Annotated in this window: 12 protein-coding genes and 3 pseudogenes; 13 read left to right on the top strand and 2 right to left on the bottom strand. The window is 58.6% G+C overall.

Annotated elements, in window-relative coordinates; genetic code table 11:
• Positions 1-241: 241 nt before the first annotated feature.
• From D1F64_RS09200 to D1F64_RS09165, 12 genes and pseudogenes are all read left to right on the top strand, one after another.
• Positions 242-976, top strand: a complete 735-nt coding sequence (locus tag D1F64_RS09200) for an FCD domain-containing protein (RefSeq protein ID WP_117412195.1) — start codon at positions 242-244, stop codon at positions 974-976.
• Between the two features lie 92 nt (positions 977-1,068).
• Positions 1,069-1,548, top strand: a pseudogene (locus D1F64_RS25390) (substrate-binding domain-containing protein); the annotation flags it as partial.
• A gap of 83 nt (positions 1,549-1,631) precedes the next feature.
• Positions 1,632-1,946: pseudogene (locus D1F64_RS24460) on the top strand (substrate-binding domain-containing protein); the annotation flags it as partial.
• A gap of 21 nt (positions 1,947-1,967) precedes the next feature.
• On the top strand, positions 1,968-2,180 hold the full coding sequence (locus D1F64_RS24455; protein WP_248304841.1) for a hypothetical protein: 213 nt from the start codon (positions 1,968-1,970) through the stop codon (positions 2,178-2,180).
• 31 nt (positions 2,181-2,211) lie between these two features.
• On the top strand, positions 2,212-3,816 hold the full coding sequence (locus D1F64_RS09190) for a sugar ABC transporter ATP-binding protein (protein WP_248304695.1): 1,605 nt from the start codon (positions 2,212-2,214) through the stop codon (positions 3,814-3,816).
• On the top strand, positions 3,813-4,835 hold the full coding sequence (locus tag D1F64_RS09185; protein ID WP_117412194.1) for an ABC transporter permease: 1,023 nt from the start codon (positions 3,813-3,815) through the stop codon (positions 4,833-4,835). Before D1F64_RS09190 ends, D1F64_RS09185 begins: the two co-directional genes overlap by 4 nt.
• A 10-nt stretch (positions 4,836-4,845) precedes the next feature.
• Complete coding sequence (locus tag D1F64_RS09180) at positions 4,846-5,838, top strand: ABC transporter permease (protein ID WP_117412193.1); 993 nt, start codon at positions 4,846-4,848, stop codon at positions 5,836-5,838.
• A 318-nt stretch (positions 5,839-6,156) separates the two neighbouring features.
• Positions 6,157-6,747: a hypothetical protein gene (locus tag D1F64_RS24450; RefSeq protein WP_248304694.1), complete on the top strand. Its 591-nt coding sequence runs from the start codon at positions 6,157-6,159 to the stop codon at positions 6,745-6,747.
• The gene (locus D1F64_RS09175; protein WP_248304693.1) at positions 6,711-8,351 is read left to right on the top strand and encodes an FtsX-like permease family protein; all 1,641 of its coding nucleotides are present in this window, start codon (positions 6,711-6,713) and stop codon (positions 8,349-8,351) included. The genes D1F64_RS24450 and D1F64_RS09175 overlap by 37 nt, the downstream gene beginning before the upstream one ends.
• Positions 8,297-8,518: a hypothetical protein gene (locus tag D1F64_RS24445; protein WP_346432315.1), complete on the top strand. Its 222-nt coding sequence runs from the start codon at positions 8,297-8,299 to the stop codon at positions 8,516-8,518. Before D1F64_RS09175 ends, D1F64_RS24445 begins: the two co-directional genes overlap by 55 nt.
• 3 nt (positions 8,519-8,521) lie before the next feature.
• Complete coding sequence (locus tag D1F64_RS09170) at positions 8,522-9,733, top strand: HlyD family efflux transporter periplasmic adaptor subunit (protein WP_117412192.1); 1,212 nt, start codon at positions 8,522-8,524, stop codon at positions 9,731-9,733.
• Positions 9,734-9,860: 127 nt separating this feature from the next.
• Positions 9,861-10,601 carry an ABC transporter ATP-binding protein gene (locus D1F64_RS09165; protein ID WP_248304691.1) on the top strand — a complete coding sequence of 247 codons (741 nt, stop codon included), beginning with the start codon at positions 9,861-9,863 and terminating at the stop codon, positions 10,599-10,601.
• A 903-nt stretch (positions 10,602-11,504) separates the two neighbouring features.
• Here the strand turns inward: D1F64_RS09165 and D1F64_RS23255 are convergent.
• Both D1F64_RS23255 and D1F64_RS25050 read right to left on the bottom strand, forming a co-directional pair.
• Positions 11,505-12,488, bottom strand: coding sequence for a hypothetical protein (locus D1F64_RS23255; RefSeq protein WP_162901441.1), 984 nt, complete (start codon positions 12,486-12,488; stop codon positions 11,505-11,507).
• A gap of 630 nt (positions 12,489-13,118) precedes the next feature.
• Positions 13,119-13,244 (bottom strand): hypothetical protein, encoded by a 126-nt coding sequence (locus D1F64_RS25050; protein ID WP_256372891.1) that lies wholly within the window; start codon positions 13,242-13,244, stop codon positions 13,119-13,121.
• A 103-nt stretch (positions 13,245-13,347) separates the two neighbouring features.
• Between D1F64_RS25050 and D1F64_RS09160 the strand changes: the two are divergent.
• A pseudogene (locus D1F64_RS09160) lies at positions 13,348-13,736 on the top strand (transposase); the annotation flags it as partial.
• Positions 13,737-14,182: the final 446 nt, after the last annotated feature.

The following is a 14,182-nucleotide window of genomic DNA, read 5'->3' as shown; positions in this document are numbered from 1 at the left end:
GACTGCCGGTCATCGCGCACCGGGCTGGCCCAACAAATAAGATAATTCAAACACATCGGCCATTCCGTTATCCAATTCGAAGTAACGCCTCGCCCGGATGACTACTCGAAGAATCCCATTCCCGCGCCGGATTATTAAACAAAATCAAGGCTACCTCTGGGTAGTTGACTCAACGTCAAGTCGCGTTTACCAATCTTGGTCCAACAAATAGAGTCTACGTGTTTTTGCGCGGGCGGTTTGAATGGCGGACAAATCCAGACAGGACACTTCGGCGATCGATGCCGGACCGATGGCGGGATCCGCCGTCGACGCTGTCGTGCGGCAAATCCGCGAGATCATCTCCGATCTGGGTCTGACCGTCGGAGACAGCCTGCCGACGGAGCGCGAGCTTTGCGCCCGGTTCAATGCCAGCCGCAACACGGTGCGCGAGGCGATGCGTATCCTGAAGGCTTACGGGATGGTCGATGTTCGGCCGAAGGTCGGCGCGACGATCACCGACAACCGGATGGCGCGCGCCTTCGAACTGTTCTCGTTCAACACAATGGACGTCTCCCGCAAAACCTTTAGCGAAGTCCAGGCCTTTAGGGATCTGCTGGAAGTCGGATCAGCCGAACAGATCATCGACAACCTCACGGAGCGCGACCTCGAGGACCTTCGCCGCATCAACAAGAAGCTTGGCGACATTCATGATCTGCAGGAGGCCTCGGAGGTCGACTACGCCTTCCACGTGCGGCTGATAGCGATCCTCGACAACACCGCGATCCTCAACGTCTACAGCGTGATGAAGCCGATCATTCTGCGGATCATGCAGAAGGGCAAGACCCGGAGGATCTTCAAGATGGAAACCTTTGCCGAACATCGGGACATCGTCGACGCACTCGCCGCGCGCGACCGCCTGGCATTTCAGTACCGGCTGAGGACGCACCTGATGGTCGGGTACAGGTTCTTCTCCGAGGAATTAGAAGGGGCGAGCTGACGGGAGAAAGCGCCCGAACAAGACAAGCGGGGCGAACTGCGCCGGTTTGCCGCCAAGAACCGTGAAGTGGCGACAACTTTGGGAGGAAAGTCATGAAATCCATGCTGAAATGGTCGACGGCAATCTCTGTGCTTGCCATCTCGACGCAGTTTGCGTTCGCCGGCCCCGAGATCGTATCCGGTCCGGGCGCCGATCCGGCTTGCTTCGCGCCGGTGTCCAGCGACACGACCTACTTCAAGTGGTCGGCCAAGGAGGGGCCGTACAAGGTCGCCCTGGTCAACGGCTTCATCGCCAACGACTGGCGCGTGCAGATGATCGCCGTTGCCAAGGCCTATGCCGAGCAGCCGGATGTGGCAAAGAACCTGGAGGAGTTCAAGGTTGTCTCGGTCGGCGAAGACATTGCCGCCCAGATCGCCGCAGCCAACAACTTCATCGATCAAGGTTTCGACGCCATTATCGTCAACGCCAACAACACCGCCGCCTTCGGCTCCGTGGTGCGCAAGGCCAACAACGCCGATGTGGTGGTGCTGTCGTTTGACAACGTGATCGACGATCCGAACCAGATCGCCATCAATGTCGACCAGAAGGGCCTTGGCAAGGCGGCCGCGGAGTTCCTGCTGTCGAAAACCGACGCCAACCCGCGAAGTTCCTGCATGTGCGAGGCCCGGCGGGCCAACCCGTGGACATCGCGCGCAACGACGGTTTCCAAGAGGTCATTGCCGCATCCGGCCGTGATGTGGAGGTTACCGACGTGGTGGGCAACTGGGCGCCGGGGGACGCGCAGAAGGTCACCGCTGACGCGGTTGCCGCCGGCGGCGTGTTCGACGGCGTTTATGTGCAGGGCGGCACGCAGGGCGCAACGATGGCTCTGCTCGACGCGGGTCACCCGCATGTGCCGATTACCGGCGAGACGGAGAATGCCTTCCGCCAACTCTGCAACAACGAGGGCCTGGTCTGCCAATCCGGCGGCACCGGACCGGCTCAGTCGTCGGTGACCATCAAGACCGCGATCGCGGCGCTTCAGGGTGAAACCATTCCGCAACAGATCGCGCTGCCGACCTCAATCTCCTATTCGCCGTTCGAGGAAGGCGTCGAGGTGTTTCCGGAACTGCCGGGAAGCTTCTTTGCGGGCAACAACTTCGAAGCCTGCGACATTGGCTTCACGGCCGACGAGATTGCCGCGCAGAGCGGGGAAAACAACTGACATCCGACTTGCCACACGCGCTGCCGGTGACATGCTTGCCGGCGGCGCCCTTTTTCATGGGATCTCGAAAATGTTGGACTCAGGCGCTCCCCCGCTGCTGCGCATGTCGGGCATCAGCAAACATTACGGCGGCGTTCGCGCGCTTGAAAATGTCAACTTCGAAGCGACCCGGGGCACTATCCACGCTCTTCTGGGGGAAAACGGCGCCGGAAAATCGACACTGATCAAGGTGCTGTCGGGAGTCGTCCAGCCGGATTCAGGGACCATCGAACTCGACGGCCACCCGGTGCACTTCGCAAACCCGACGGAGGCGAACGCTGCCGGCATCGCCTGTATCTTTCAGGAGCTCTCGCTGCTTCCTGACCTGACCGTCGCCGACAATATCGGCATCACCCGCCCGCCCCAGCGCTTCGGCATGATCGACTATCGGGCTCAGCGAAAGATGGCCGAAAAGGCGCTGGCACGCGTCGGCGGCGAAGCGATCAACCCCTCCTCCACCATCCGCGAGCTGCCGCTGTCGCGGCGCCAGATGGTGGAGATCGCCAAGGCGCTCGCGCGCGATCCGAAGATCCTCATCCTCGATGAGGCCACGTCAGCGCTCACCGCGCGGGATGTCGGGAAGGTCTTCGCCATGCTGCACAGGCTTCGCAAAGAAGGGATGTCGATCATATACATTTCGCACAGGATGAACGAAATCGCCGAACTCGCCGATGTCTGCACGGTTTACCGCAACGGCCAGAAGGTCGAAACGTTCAAGGCGGGCACGAAATCAGACAATGCCATCGTCGAGATGATGATCGGCCGGGAGTACGAAAGTGTGTTCCCGCCCAAGGCGGGGAAAAAACCGGTTGCCGCGCCTGTTCTCAAGGTCAGCGATTTTTCGTGGCAAGGAGAACTGAACAACATCGATCTCGAAATCCGTCCCGGCGAGATCATCGGCTTGGGCGGCCTCGATGGCCAAGGGCAGCGCCAGTTGCTTCTCGGCCTGTTCGGAACGCTCATCGGCACGACCGGCACGGTCGAAATCGCAGGCAAACCCGTCAGCCTTTCGAGCCCGAAAAAGGCAAAATCCGACGAGATCGGCATGGCGCTCATCCCCGAAGATCGCAAGGCGGAAGGGCTGATGTTGTCGATGGCGGTTCGGGAAAACCTGTCGTTCGCCGCGGTCGAGAAGGTCAGCCGCGCGGGCATCATTGATCTCAAGGCGGAGGAACGGGCGATCGACCAGATCATGGGTCTCCTCAAGATCAGGTCGGATGGCATCGACGGGCCGGTCGGCGCATTGTCGGGAGGCAATCAGCAGAAAGTGGTGATTGGAAAGTGGCTGATGACAAGGCCGCGCATCATCCTGCTCAACGATCCCACCCGGGGCATCGACGTCGGCACCAAGCAGGAGATCTATCAGCTCTTGCAGAATCTGGCCTCTGAGGGCGCGGCGATCCTTTTGTATTCAACCGATTATGACGAGCTGATCGGATGTTGCGATCGGGTTCTGGTGATGTATGGAGGCACCGTGGTGCGCACATTGGCGGGCGATGAACTCAATGAAACCAATCTTGTCTCCGCGGCGCTCAACCTGCCCGCCGGTGTCGATGAAGCGGCATTGGCCGCACGCGCGAAGGAAGTGACCGCATGAGCGCGCCCGTCGAAGCAACGCGACCGGAGCGCGGCCAGCGCCTTCGGCACAGACCGCGTCTGTCGGCCGCCCAGCGCGGCATCCTGCTGGCGGTTGCGATCTTCGCGGTCATGTTCGCGGTCTATGGCTGGAAGCAGCCGGTTGGTCTCACCGCCAATGTCATCAATACCGCCTCCAACAAGGGCGCCCTGCTTGCGCTCGTTGCCATGGCGCAGACCCTGCCCGTGCTGACCGGCGGGCTTGATCTGTCGGTGGGCGCGATCTTCGTTCTCTCCAATTGCCTGGCCTCCAGCATCGTCGTGGGCGATCCTGTTTCCACCGCCTTCGGAATCATTGCCGTGCTGCTCGTCGGCCTGCTGTGCGGCGCGACGAACGGGATCATCATCGTCTACGGTCGCCTGCAACCGCTCATTGTCACCCTCGCAACGGGGGCGGTCTATTTCGGCATCGCGCTGGCACTGCGTCCGCAGCCGGGCGGAACGGTGAATTTTGAACTGGCCGATTTCATGACGCGCTCAAGCTATGCGGTGCCTCATTCGGCGGTTCTCCTGCTGCTCGTCGTCCTGCTCGTTTGGATACCCTACCGTCGCTCCGTACTGGGCCGGGCGGCCTTCGCCATCGGCACGGCCGAACAAGCCGCCTACATGTCCGGAGTTCCGGTGCAACGCGCCAAGGTGCTTGCCTACGCGCTATCCGGCATGATGGCATCCATAGGCGGGCTGCTTCTGACCGCGGTCACCTACTCAGGCGCGGCCAAGGTATCAATCGCCAACGACTACACGCTCAACTCGATCGGCGCCGTGGTGATCGGCGGCACATCGCTGTTTGGCGGCGTGGGCAGCGCCGTCGGTTCCATTTTCGGGGCATTCGTGATGCGAACCGTCGGCGATCTGCTGATTGTTTTCGACATCAATCCGGTTCTCCAGCCGCTGTTCGTGGGCCTTGTCCTGCTGGGCGCGGTCTGCATCGGATCACTGCGCGTCCTGCGCATCAAGAACAAGCTTGATCTGTATCGGTAGGTCGCTCGGCATGAACGCAATCCTCAGACAATTCGACAAGGCCACGCTGATCGCGTTCGGCTGTATCGTGGTGCTTCTTTTCATCGGAGCGCTCGCCGAACCCGCGTTCCTGTCGCCGAAATACCTGGTGCAGCAGCTCCACGTAGCCTCGTTCCTCGGTGTCGTCGCCACCGGCGTGATGCTGGTCATCCTGCTCGGCCATATTGACCTGTCCATTCCCTGGACCATCGGTGTCGGAGGCATGATGGCGACAGGTGCCACAGGCATACTGGGGCCCGAGCTCGGAATCTCCCTCGCCATCCCCTTTGGTATCCTGTGCGGCGCCACGATCGGCCTCATCAACGGCCTTGGCATTGCCTATCTGCGCGCGCCAGCGATGATTTTCACCCTCGGCATGAATGCGGTCGCCCAGGGTCTGATGGTCTATCACACCGGCGGTTTCGCGCCACAGGACCGGGCGACCCCGTTCATGCGCGAACTCACGGTGGGGCATCTCCTGCCCGGCGTGCCCAATCCGCTGCTGATCTGGATCGTGTTGGGCGCCGCCACCATGTTCATGCTCAACCGGACGATACTGGGGCGCCAGATCTACGCCATCGGCAACCAGGAGCGCGCGGTGTTCCTCAGCGGCGTCGATACGCGCAAGGTCGTCGTAATCTGCTTCGTGATCTCCGGCGCCTGCGCGGCCGCCACCGGCGTCCTGCTGGCCGGATGGGCCAACCGGTCCTATCAGGCCATGGGCGACCCCTATCTGCTGCCAACGATTGCGGCTGTCATCCTCGGCGGAACCAACGTGCTCGGGGGGCGTGGCAAATACATTGGCACCGTCGCCGGGGTGATCCTGATCACCATCCTGCAGTCGATGCTCTCGGTCGTTCAGCCACAGCGCTATTTCGCCGGACTCGGCGTCGACTTGCCCGCCGACACATTCCGGCAGGTGGTCTTCGGCCTTGTCATCATCGCCATGCTGCTGCTGTACGGACGCCAAAAACTGGTGCGCTGATCGGTGCGGTGGCCCGGTTTGTCACCCGGCGTGATATCGGGGCCCGGCACGGGGCGCGAAAGGGCGGAGCGTTCGAACTCGGCGCGCGACGGCGCGGCCCTGGCGCTGCTCGGCTGAGTGCAAAGGCGCGCGCCAAGCGCTCACGCCATTGCGCGCGGCTCGAAAGGCTGAATTTCAAGACATTTGGGGCACGATGGAGGCTTGCGCTTGATATCAGGCGATCTCCAACCCCAAGTCTTTAAACTGCAGAAATGCGATTCAATGGAGCATTGATGCATGTCAGTGCAAACATCAGGAATTGCCTTGTAAATTGTTAGAATGAGCCCGCTCGACAAGAAGCTCTTTCGGGACTTGAGGCGCCTGTGGGGCCAGGCGCTCGCGATCTCGCTGGTTATGGCTGCAGGTGTTGCCACCGTGCTCCTGGCCATCGGGTCTTATCGTTCACTCGAAGAAACCCGGATCACCTACTACCAGCGCCAGCACTTTGCGGATGTGTTCGCGAGCGTGCAGCGCGCGCCACGCAGGCTTGCAGACCGGATTGCCAGGATTCCCGGCGTCGCGACCGTCGAAACCCGGATCGTAAAGTCTGCGCTTCTCGACATCGACGGGATGCGCGAACCAGCCACGGGGCACTTCGTCTCGCTCCCGGACGGCACCATGCCCGCGCTAAACCGGCCGTATCAAAGGCTCGGCCGCATGCCTGGCGGGGGAGCCACGGACGAAGTGGTCGTCAATCAAGCCTTCGCCGAAGCGCATGGCTTTCGCCCGGGCGACAGCTTCGCGGCCACCCTCAACGGTCGCAAATACCGGTTGCAGATCGTTGGAACCGCCTATTCCCCGAATTCGTCTATGTTGCCGGACCGGGCGATATCATGCCTGACGACCGTCGCTTTGGAATCGTGTGGATGAACGAGAGCGCGCTTGCAGCGATCTACGATCTCCAAGGCGCATTCACGTCGGCGCTTGTCCGCACGACGCGCGACGCCAACGAAGTCGGCGTGCTGAAGCGCATCGACACCCTACTGGCGCGTTATGGCGGTCAGGCGGCGCATGGTCGAAGCGACCAGTTTTCACACGCCTTCCTCAATCATGGGCTCGACATGCTGCGCAGCATGAGTCTGACGCTACCTCCTGTATTTTTTGGCATCGCCTTTTTCCTCGTTCATCTCACGCTCGGCAGAATCGTCCTTTTGGAACGGGGTCAGATCGGCCTGCTGAAGGCGTTCGGTTACGGCAATGCCACCGTCGTCGGGCATTACGTGAAGTTCGTGGCGATCATATGCCTTGCGGGATTTCTTGCGGGATCTGCTGCCGGTATTCTGCTCGGCCAATACGTCACCAGACTGTATGCGGATTATTTCCGGTTTCCGCTGCTTGTCTTCGCGCCATCTGCGGATATCTACTTCCTCGCCGCCCTGCTGCCGACGCTGGCCGGCATGACCGGCGCGATACAGGCGGTGTCGCGCGTCGTGGCACTCTCGCCCGCCGTCGCAATGCGCCCCTTGGCGCCGCCCCGTTACCACGGCAGCGAAAGCGGTCTCGCCAGGCTTGCCGCTGCGCTCTCGCCGCTGACAAGAATGGCCTTTCGCAGCGCAGTCCATAACCGTCTGCGCTCGTTCATGACCATGATCGGCCTTGCCATGAGTTTGGCGATCCTGATCGCGTCGCTCTATCTGGCGGACTCGATGGAGCATCTGGTCGAAGTCAAATACATGCTCTCGGAACGCCAGGATGCCACCATCGATTTCGTCAAGCCGCAGCCGCTCGCAGTGATCGGTTTGGCAAAGCGGATGCCGGGAGTTCAGGCGGCGGAGCCGACCCGGATGGTGCCCGCTCGGATCCGTAACGGCGCCACGGAGCGCCGGGTGACACTCTATGGCCGACCGGCTGACGCAAAGCTCAACCGGATCGTCGACAGATCCCTGCGCCGCGTCATGCCGCCTGAGAGGGGCATCGCGATCAACTCCTGGTTGGCGAGAACTCTTGGAGTCGGGATCGGAGACAATGTCGAGATAGACATGCTGGGTCAAACGCGCCGGACCGTTTCGCTGCCCGTGACGATCCTGACGGAGGATTACATTGGCCTGCAGGCGACGATGGAGATCTCGGCACTGTCCCGTCTCCTCCACGAAGCGCCACGCGTCGACCGCACCGAGTTGCGCATCGACCCGGCAAGGCTCGACGCCCTCTATGACGAGGTAAAGGCGACACCGGCGTTCGGCGGCATTGCGCTGCAGGCAATTTCCTTGGCGAATTTCCAAGCCGCACTCGTCATCATCGTTACCGCCATGGCGTCGATCTATACCGGTCTTGCCGGCACGATCGCCTTCGGCATGGTCTACAATGCCGTTCGGATCTCGCTGTCGGAACGCACCAACGAACTTGCGACGCTGCGTGTGCTCGGCTTCGGCCAGGGGAGGTTTTCTGGGTCCTGGCTGGCGAGCTCGTCATTCTGCTCGTGCTCGCGCAGCCACTCGGATGGGCTGCTGGATATGGGATCGCGTGGATCATGAAGAACGCTATGGATGCGGATCTGATGCGCATGCCCCTGGCGCTCGACCGCAGCACCTATGCCTTGGCCAGCGCCGCGGTCTTCTTGGCCGCCGGCTTGTCGGCGTTGCTCGCGAGACGTCACATCCGGCGCTTCGATCTGGTTGCGGTTCTCAAGACGAGGGAGTGAACCATGGGCCAGTGGGTTAGGAAATCGCTTCTCGCGGGACTGCTGGGCTTCGCTGTACTCGCCTTCGCAGTCTGGTTTCTGCGACCGCAACCGGTTTTGGTGGATTTCGGCCAAGTCCATATTGGTACGCTCAAAATCACGGTGGAGGAGGAAGCCAGAACCCGGGCGCGCGATATCTACACGGTTTCGGCGCCGGTCGCGGGTCGGGTGGTTCGAAACCCGCGCATTGCCGGCGACCCTGTCACGATGAACGAAACGACGGTGGCGATCCTGCGGCCGACCATGCCGGCTTTCCTCGACGAACGGTCGCGGAGCGAACTGCACGCGTCCCTGACTGCGGCTGAGGCCGCGATCCGACTGACACAGCACGAAGTCCGGCGCCTCGAAGCCGAACGGGAACTCGCCGGGAACAAGTTGACCCGTGCTCATGCGCTTGCCGACAGAGGAATCCTGCCGATCGAAAAGCTCGAAGAAGCCGACCGCGCGGCTGAGGTGAGCAAGCATGCGCTCGCGGCCGCGCGGGCAGAGCTGGAGGTCCAGCGCAACAGACACGCCGCGATCCAGGCGCAATTGGCCGACCCGAGGGATTTCGATCAGAAGAGCAACGAGTTCCAGGAACTGCGTCTGACCTCGCCCGTCTCGGGCGAGGTGCTGCGGGTCCTGCAGCAAAGCGAAGCCGTCGTCGCGGCGGGAACGCCGCTCATTGAGGTCGCCGATACCAGCGATCTCGAGATCCGGGCGGACCTGTTGTCAACCGATGCCGTTCAGGTTGAGATCGGCGCATCGGCACGGATCATAGGCTGGGGTGGACCTCCACTGGGGGCCCGCGTGACGCGTCTGGATTCGGCCGGGTTCGAGAAGGTCTCGGCGCTCGGAATCGAGGAACTCCGGGTGCCGGTGATCCTCGAGTTGACCAGCCCCGAGCAGCAGTGGCGGCGGCTCAAGCACAATTTCCGGGTCACCGCCGAAATAACGCTCAAGCGGATGGAAAACGCGCTGCTCGCGCCCTCTGCGGCCCTCTTTCGTAGCGGCGACGGCTGGACCGTCTTCGTTTCGGAGCAAGGCCGCGCCCGCCTTCGCAACGTGGACATAGGGCTCGGCAACGAGGCCTTCACCGAGGTCATCCTGGGGCTCGATGACGGGGAACGGGTCGTCCTCTACCCGGACGAAAGGATTGCCGACGGCACCAGGGTCAGGGAACGCGTGCAACGGTGAGGCGACGTGATGACGACACCGAGGGCGTTGCCGCGAGGCCGGGCACATAGCCCGCAATGCAGGCCGGATTGCCTTTCGCGGCGGGCGTCGGCGCTTCAGATCGTCGGTGGCAGAGCGAGTTGAAGGGATGACGACGGCCAGCGGGCGCGAAAGCATGAAACAAGGAAACATGATTTTCCGTACCGAAGGTCTGACCAAGATCTATGGCGAAGGCCCTGCGGCTGTCAACGCGCTGCGCGGCGTCGATCTGGAGATCTCCGCCGGCGAGATCGTGGTTCTGCTCGGCCCCTCGGGTTCGGGCAAATCGACCCTACTGAACATCCTCGGCGGGCTCGATAAGGCCAGCGGCGGCCGGGTGTGGTTTCGCGATCAGGAATTGACGGCAATGAGCGACCGTCAAATCACCGCGTACCGTCGTGAAAATGTGGGATTCGTGTTTCAGTTCTACAATCTCATGCCCGGTCTCTCCGCGCGGGAAAATATCGAGCTGGTCACCGTGTACGCACGGCACCCGCTCGATGCGGACGAGGCTCTGGCACTGGTCGGTCTCGCGGACCGCGCCAGTCATTTCCCGGCGCAGCTCTCCGGCGGTGAACAACAACGGATCGCGATTGCACGCGCCGTAGCCAGACAACCTGACGCCCTGTTCTGCGACGAACCAACCGGCGCGCTCGACAGCGCCACCGGACGGGGCGTGTTGAAGATGCTGCGCGACGTCAATCAGCGCCTCGGTTCGACCATCCTGATCGTTACCCATGCCGCGGCCACGGCCCAGATGGCGGATCGCGTCATCCACTTCGCCGATGGACAAATCCGGGAAGTCGCGCGCAATGCGACGAAACTCGACCCCGAACAAATCGAATGGTGAGCACGCGCATCCGGCCCGCGCGACACCTGTCCGTCAGCGCGAGACCAACCGCCGTTTCGGCGCGCCCCATCAAAGCGAGGAGCGAAGCGTCACGATATGAAATGGATGGCGGAGGGAATGGGCCTGACGTCGAACCTTCTCCAAAGTATTCAAGCTCTTGTTCCTGATCTAATTCACTGGCATCAAGATCAGTCTTTCTCAACAACTCCAGATTATTCAGAATATCAATCTCGGCCGCGCTGTCGCCCTACTCGGATCACATTCCCTGAATCTTCTTCGTAATCTCCGTATCCGCTCACATAGAATAGATCACTCACTACTGCCACCCGACTTTCATCAGCTGCAGTCCACTCTACCGGCACCGCCGTGTGATCAATGAAGGACGGAAAAACAACTAGACGGCCCGGCTTCGCATGCACAACCGTTGATCGTGGAAATATCTTCTCGCTAACAAACGCAAAAGGATTTCTGAATTGGGTGCCCCCTTCTCATTGTCAATAAGATCGCTCGGAACAGACAAATAATATATTGAAGACAGAAACGCAGGGTAGTGGTTGTGTACCGACTCTCGCAAAAGACGCTCTTTTTCCTGATTTGATTGGCGTCCAAGTCTGACAGCCCATCGCCTCCAGTGGAACTCCCCTGAGTACCATCGTTGGAAGTTTTCTTCCACCAACTCTTGAAATACTTGTTGGCACCGAGCCTCCAACAAGCTCCAGCCGCGTGAATCAAGGCGAAACGGATCCTCCATTGTTTGATCAGCTAAGTGCACACGCGTCTCCTTTGCATTATCCAAAAGTGACTCCACGTCCCTGACCATTTCGTGATGATACTCTGCCACGTCGGTAAGATCACATGTCCAAAATGGTATCGAGAAAAGATTATCCTTTTTCAAACTTATCGTCATTCCTCTGCCTTCCTAGACCAGTGCAAGCGAACGCCCTGAAATGGCAAAATGCCTTTGTTGTAACTCACCAGTAAATCCCCATTATGCATTCGGCTTACTGGTATCTTCTCCATAAGCATAGATTGTACTGAGACATTAATTAGAGAAGGTGGGCATGTAACACGCACCTCCAATTCTCGCGCTGGAAAATAGCAACCAATTAACTCCGAACCCACACGAGGGTAGTGGGTTTCCGCTGCCACTTTTACATCGAAAGTCGAACGCCCATCGACCTCTTTGCTTATAACAATCCCCCGCCCGTGCGAGTAATCTGGATCTAAGACGTCAATAACCTCTTCACCTATGCTAGCGCTTTTGAAGCAAGACTGTTCGCCGGAAGGATCAAAGATATCTTGATATCGCGCAATCTTTTTGGAACGATTTACGATCTTAAAGTGCAGTTCAAAACTGAAAAGCACGCCATCACTGCCGTCCTCTGACAACTCGATGAGATAAGTTGCCTTATCAATCAGAAAAGGGGAGTGAAATATCTGTGATTTAGCGCTCTGAATTATGGATTCAGGAAGCGCAAGTAGTAGACTTTCGGGCCGCTTATTGTAGCTGATTAAGCACACACCCAGCGGCATACCGAATGCCATAGAGCAATATAGCGTAAACCAGCGCTTATCAGTACGAACAGTAGCTCCAAGATCGGATGGAAGCAAACTGCCAACTGGAGTAACGAGCATCACTAAGCAGCCAAATATTAATGCAGACACAAAAAAAGTCAGCGGGAAATTTTGGCTTATATACTCTCGAAAGACGTAAACTAAAACGAAGGACCCAATAATGCCGAATATCCACACGCTCGGATCAAGCACAGTATCGAGCCCAAACGCTGTAAGCGCTACACCTGAAACAATAAAAAGGTGAGTCCACTGGACTCCAAATTCATTTAGGACCCTTCCCATGAAACTGTCAGGTACTGTTTGGAGATCCATCTACTCTACGACCTCGGGTGAGTAATGGGCGTCAACGGCGAGAACAACTCTTTCCCCGCAGATGGGACTACTGAGTGAGATAGACGGGGCGTGCACTACTCCGCTGTTAAAGATTATTAATCGGCCTTCTCGCGCTGGAACAATTGTCCCATAGGGGCCAGATCCATAAATCATCGAAAGTGGATTAACAAAGTATGTACCTGTTTCCTCATCGTTTGCCTCTGAAAGAAAGTATACAGCAGAAAGGAGAGCTGTGTTATGGCTATGAAGCGACTGCGATATTATCTTTTGCGGCGTTTCAGTGCCCGTTACAACAGACGCCCACGACTTGAAGTGAAACTCACCCGAATCAAGTTGCAGACCCTTAGTGTCAATTACCTTGGCCATCTCAACATGCACAAATCGGAAAAAGCTCTGCCAGTGTTCATCCTGCAAGCTCTGGAGAATTGCTTCTGTTTGCTTCCCGTACGCTGAATGATGAATGCGGCCGGACGAAATTAGTCCCGATATATCTCTGAGCATATCGGGGTGGTGAGCAAATAAATCACTACCATCGCTATGCCAAACTTCCAGTTGGCAAAGCGTAGTGACCTGTAAGTCCGTCCGGCTCCTGGAAAGCTGCAAAAGATTCTATTTTTCTTTTTTATCAGATTTTTGATCTTGAGCAACTTGCGCAGGTTTAACTCCCCCACAAATGTCTGATTGGTTCCCATTGCCAACCGTAAACTTGATCGGTTTTTGAGTGTCCTTTTTCATCACTCAACCTCCTTGATGTACGGAGAGAGATTATCTGACGGCGAGAAAGTTTCAAGCCATCTTTCGTCGAGGTCCATCGACAGATGTCGTCACGCCAAATCCGCTTCATCCGGCCGACATCCAGGGCCGTGATGGCGGCGTGCTGGTCCTGAAGACGCTGTTCGGGCGCTATCCGTTCTTGAAGAAACTCTTTGCCGACGGCGGCTATCAGGGCCCGGTCTTCGCAAAGGGTCAGAAGAAAGCCATGCCCGGACGACCGAGATCGTCAAGCGATCCGACACGGCCAAGGGTTTTGAGGTTCTGCCTAGACGCTGGGTGGTCGAACGAACTTTCGCATGGCTGGGGCGATGCCGCAGGCTGGCCAAGGATTTCGAGAACCTGTCGCGCAACGCGATCGCATTCAGCAAACTCGCCTCTATCCGCCTCATGCTGCGAAGGCTCTGTTCAAAACGAAGAACTTTCCAGACCGACTCTGACGGTTTAGGTTTTTGACAGCTGTCTCGCCGAGGATCGAAAAGCTTGAGCTTCCTGCGATCCGCAGCCATGCAGCTTTGAAATACGGAAAAAGGACCGGAACCCCTACAATCATTCCGATCACGGTGATAATTATCGCTATGATTTCAATAGTTTCGAAGGTTTTCCCATCGGCTTGGCTAGATTCGCACCGGGTAGATCTTTTGTCCAGAGTATGCGCGGGTCTGTTCGAGAGCAAGAAGCGAAGCCCGCTAAGATGAGTGAATTTATTACTTGGAGAAAAAGCTATTCTAGAGCATAATTGTGAGGTCAAGCAACGGCAAGAAGGCTCGAAGTGGAGGACACATGCCGGATTTCGACCCCGCATCTTCCAGAGAAGACATGGAGAATATTGCTCCTCCGCCGCCACCTGCACCAGCGTCTGGGGATCCGAGACAAGCGATCCAACGTGATCTAGAGCTTCT

Source organism: Breoghania sp. L-A4, assembly GCF_003432385.1.
Classification (GTDB): Bacteria; Pseudomonadota; Alphaproteobacteria; order Rhizobiales; family Stappiaceae; genus Breoghania.
Note: the sequence above shows the minus strand (reverse complement) of the source record. Positions and strands in the feature narration are given on the sequence as shown.

What these genes read in the sequence shown, in the direction of transcription:
- D1F64_RS24450 (WP_248304694.1), top strand. Translation starts at nt 6,157, where the DNA reads ATGAGCCCGCTCGACAAGAAGCTCTTTCGGGACTTGAGGCGCCTGTGG.
- D1F64_RS23255 (WP_162901441.1), bottom strand. Translation starts at nt 12,488, where the DNA reads ATGGATCTCCAAACAGTACCTGACAGTTTCATGGGAAGGGTCCTAAAT.
- D1F64_RS09190 (WP_248304695.1), top strand. Translation starts at nt 2,212, where the DNA reads ATGCTTGCCGGCGGCGCCCTTTTTCATGGGATCTCGAAAATGTTGGAC.
- D1F64_RS09165 (WP_248304691.1), top strand. Translation starts at nt 9,861, where the DNA reads ATGACGACGGCCAGCGGGCGCGAAAGCATGAAACAAGGAAACATGATT.
- D1F64_RS09185 (WP_117412194.1), top strand. Translation starts at nt 3,813, where the DNA reads ATGAGCGCGCCCGTCGAAGCAACGCGACCGGAGCGCGGCCAGCGCCTT.
- D1F64_RS09175 (WP_248304693.1), top strand. Translation starts at nt 6,711, where the DNA reads ATGCCTGACGACCGTCGCTTTGGAATCGTGTGGATGAACGAGAGCGCG.
- D1F64_RS25050 (WP_256372891.1), bottom strand. Translation starts at nt 13,244, where the DNA reads ATGAAAAAGGACACTCAAAAACCGATCAAGTTTACGGTTGGCAATGGG.
- D1F64_RS09200 (WP_117412195.1), top strand. Translation starts at nt 242, where the DNA reads ATGGCGGACAAATCCAGACAGGACACTTCGGCGATCGATGCCGGACCG.
- D1F64_RS09180 (WP_117412193.1), top strand. Translation starts at nt 4,846, where the DNA reads ATGAACGCAATCCTCAGACAATTCGACAAGGCCACGCTGATCGCGTTC.
- D1F64_RS09170 (WP_117412192.1), top strand. Translation starts at nt 8,522, where the DNA reads ATGGGCCAGTGGGTTAGGAAATCGCTTCTCGCGGGACTGCTGGGCTTC.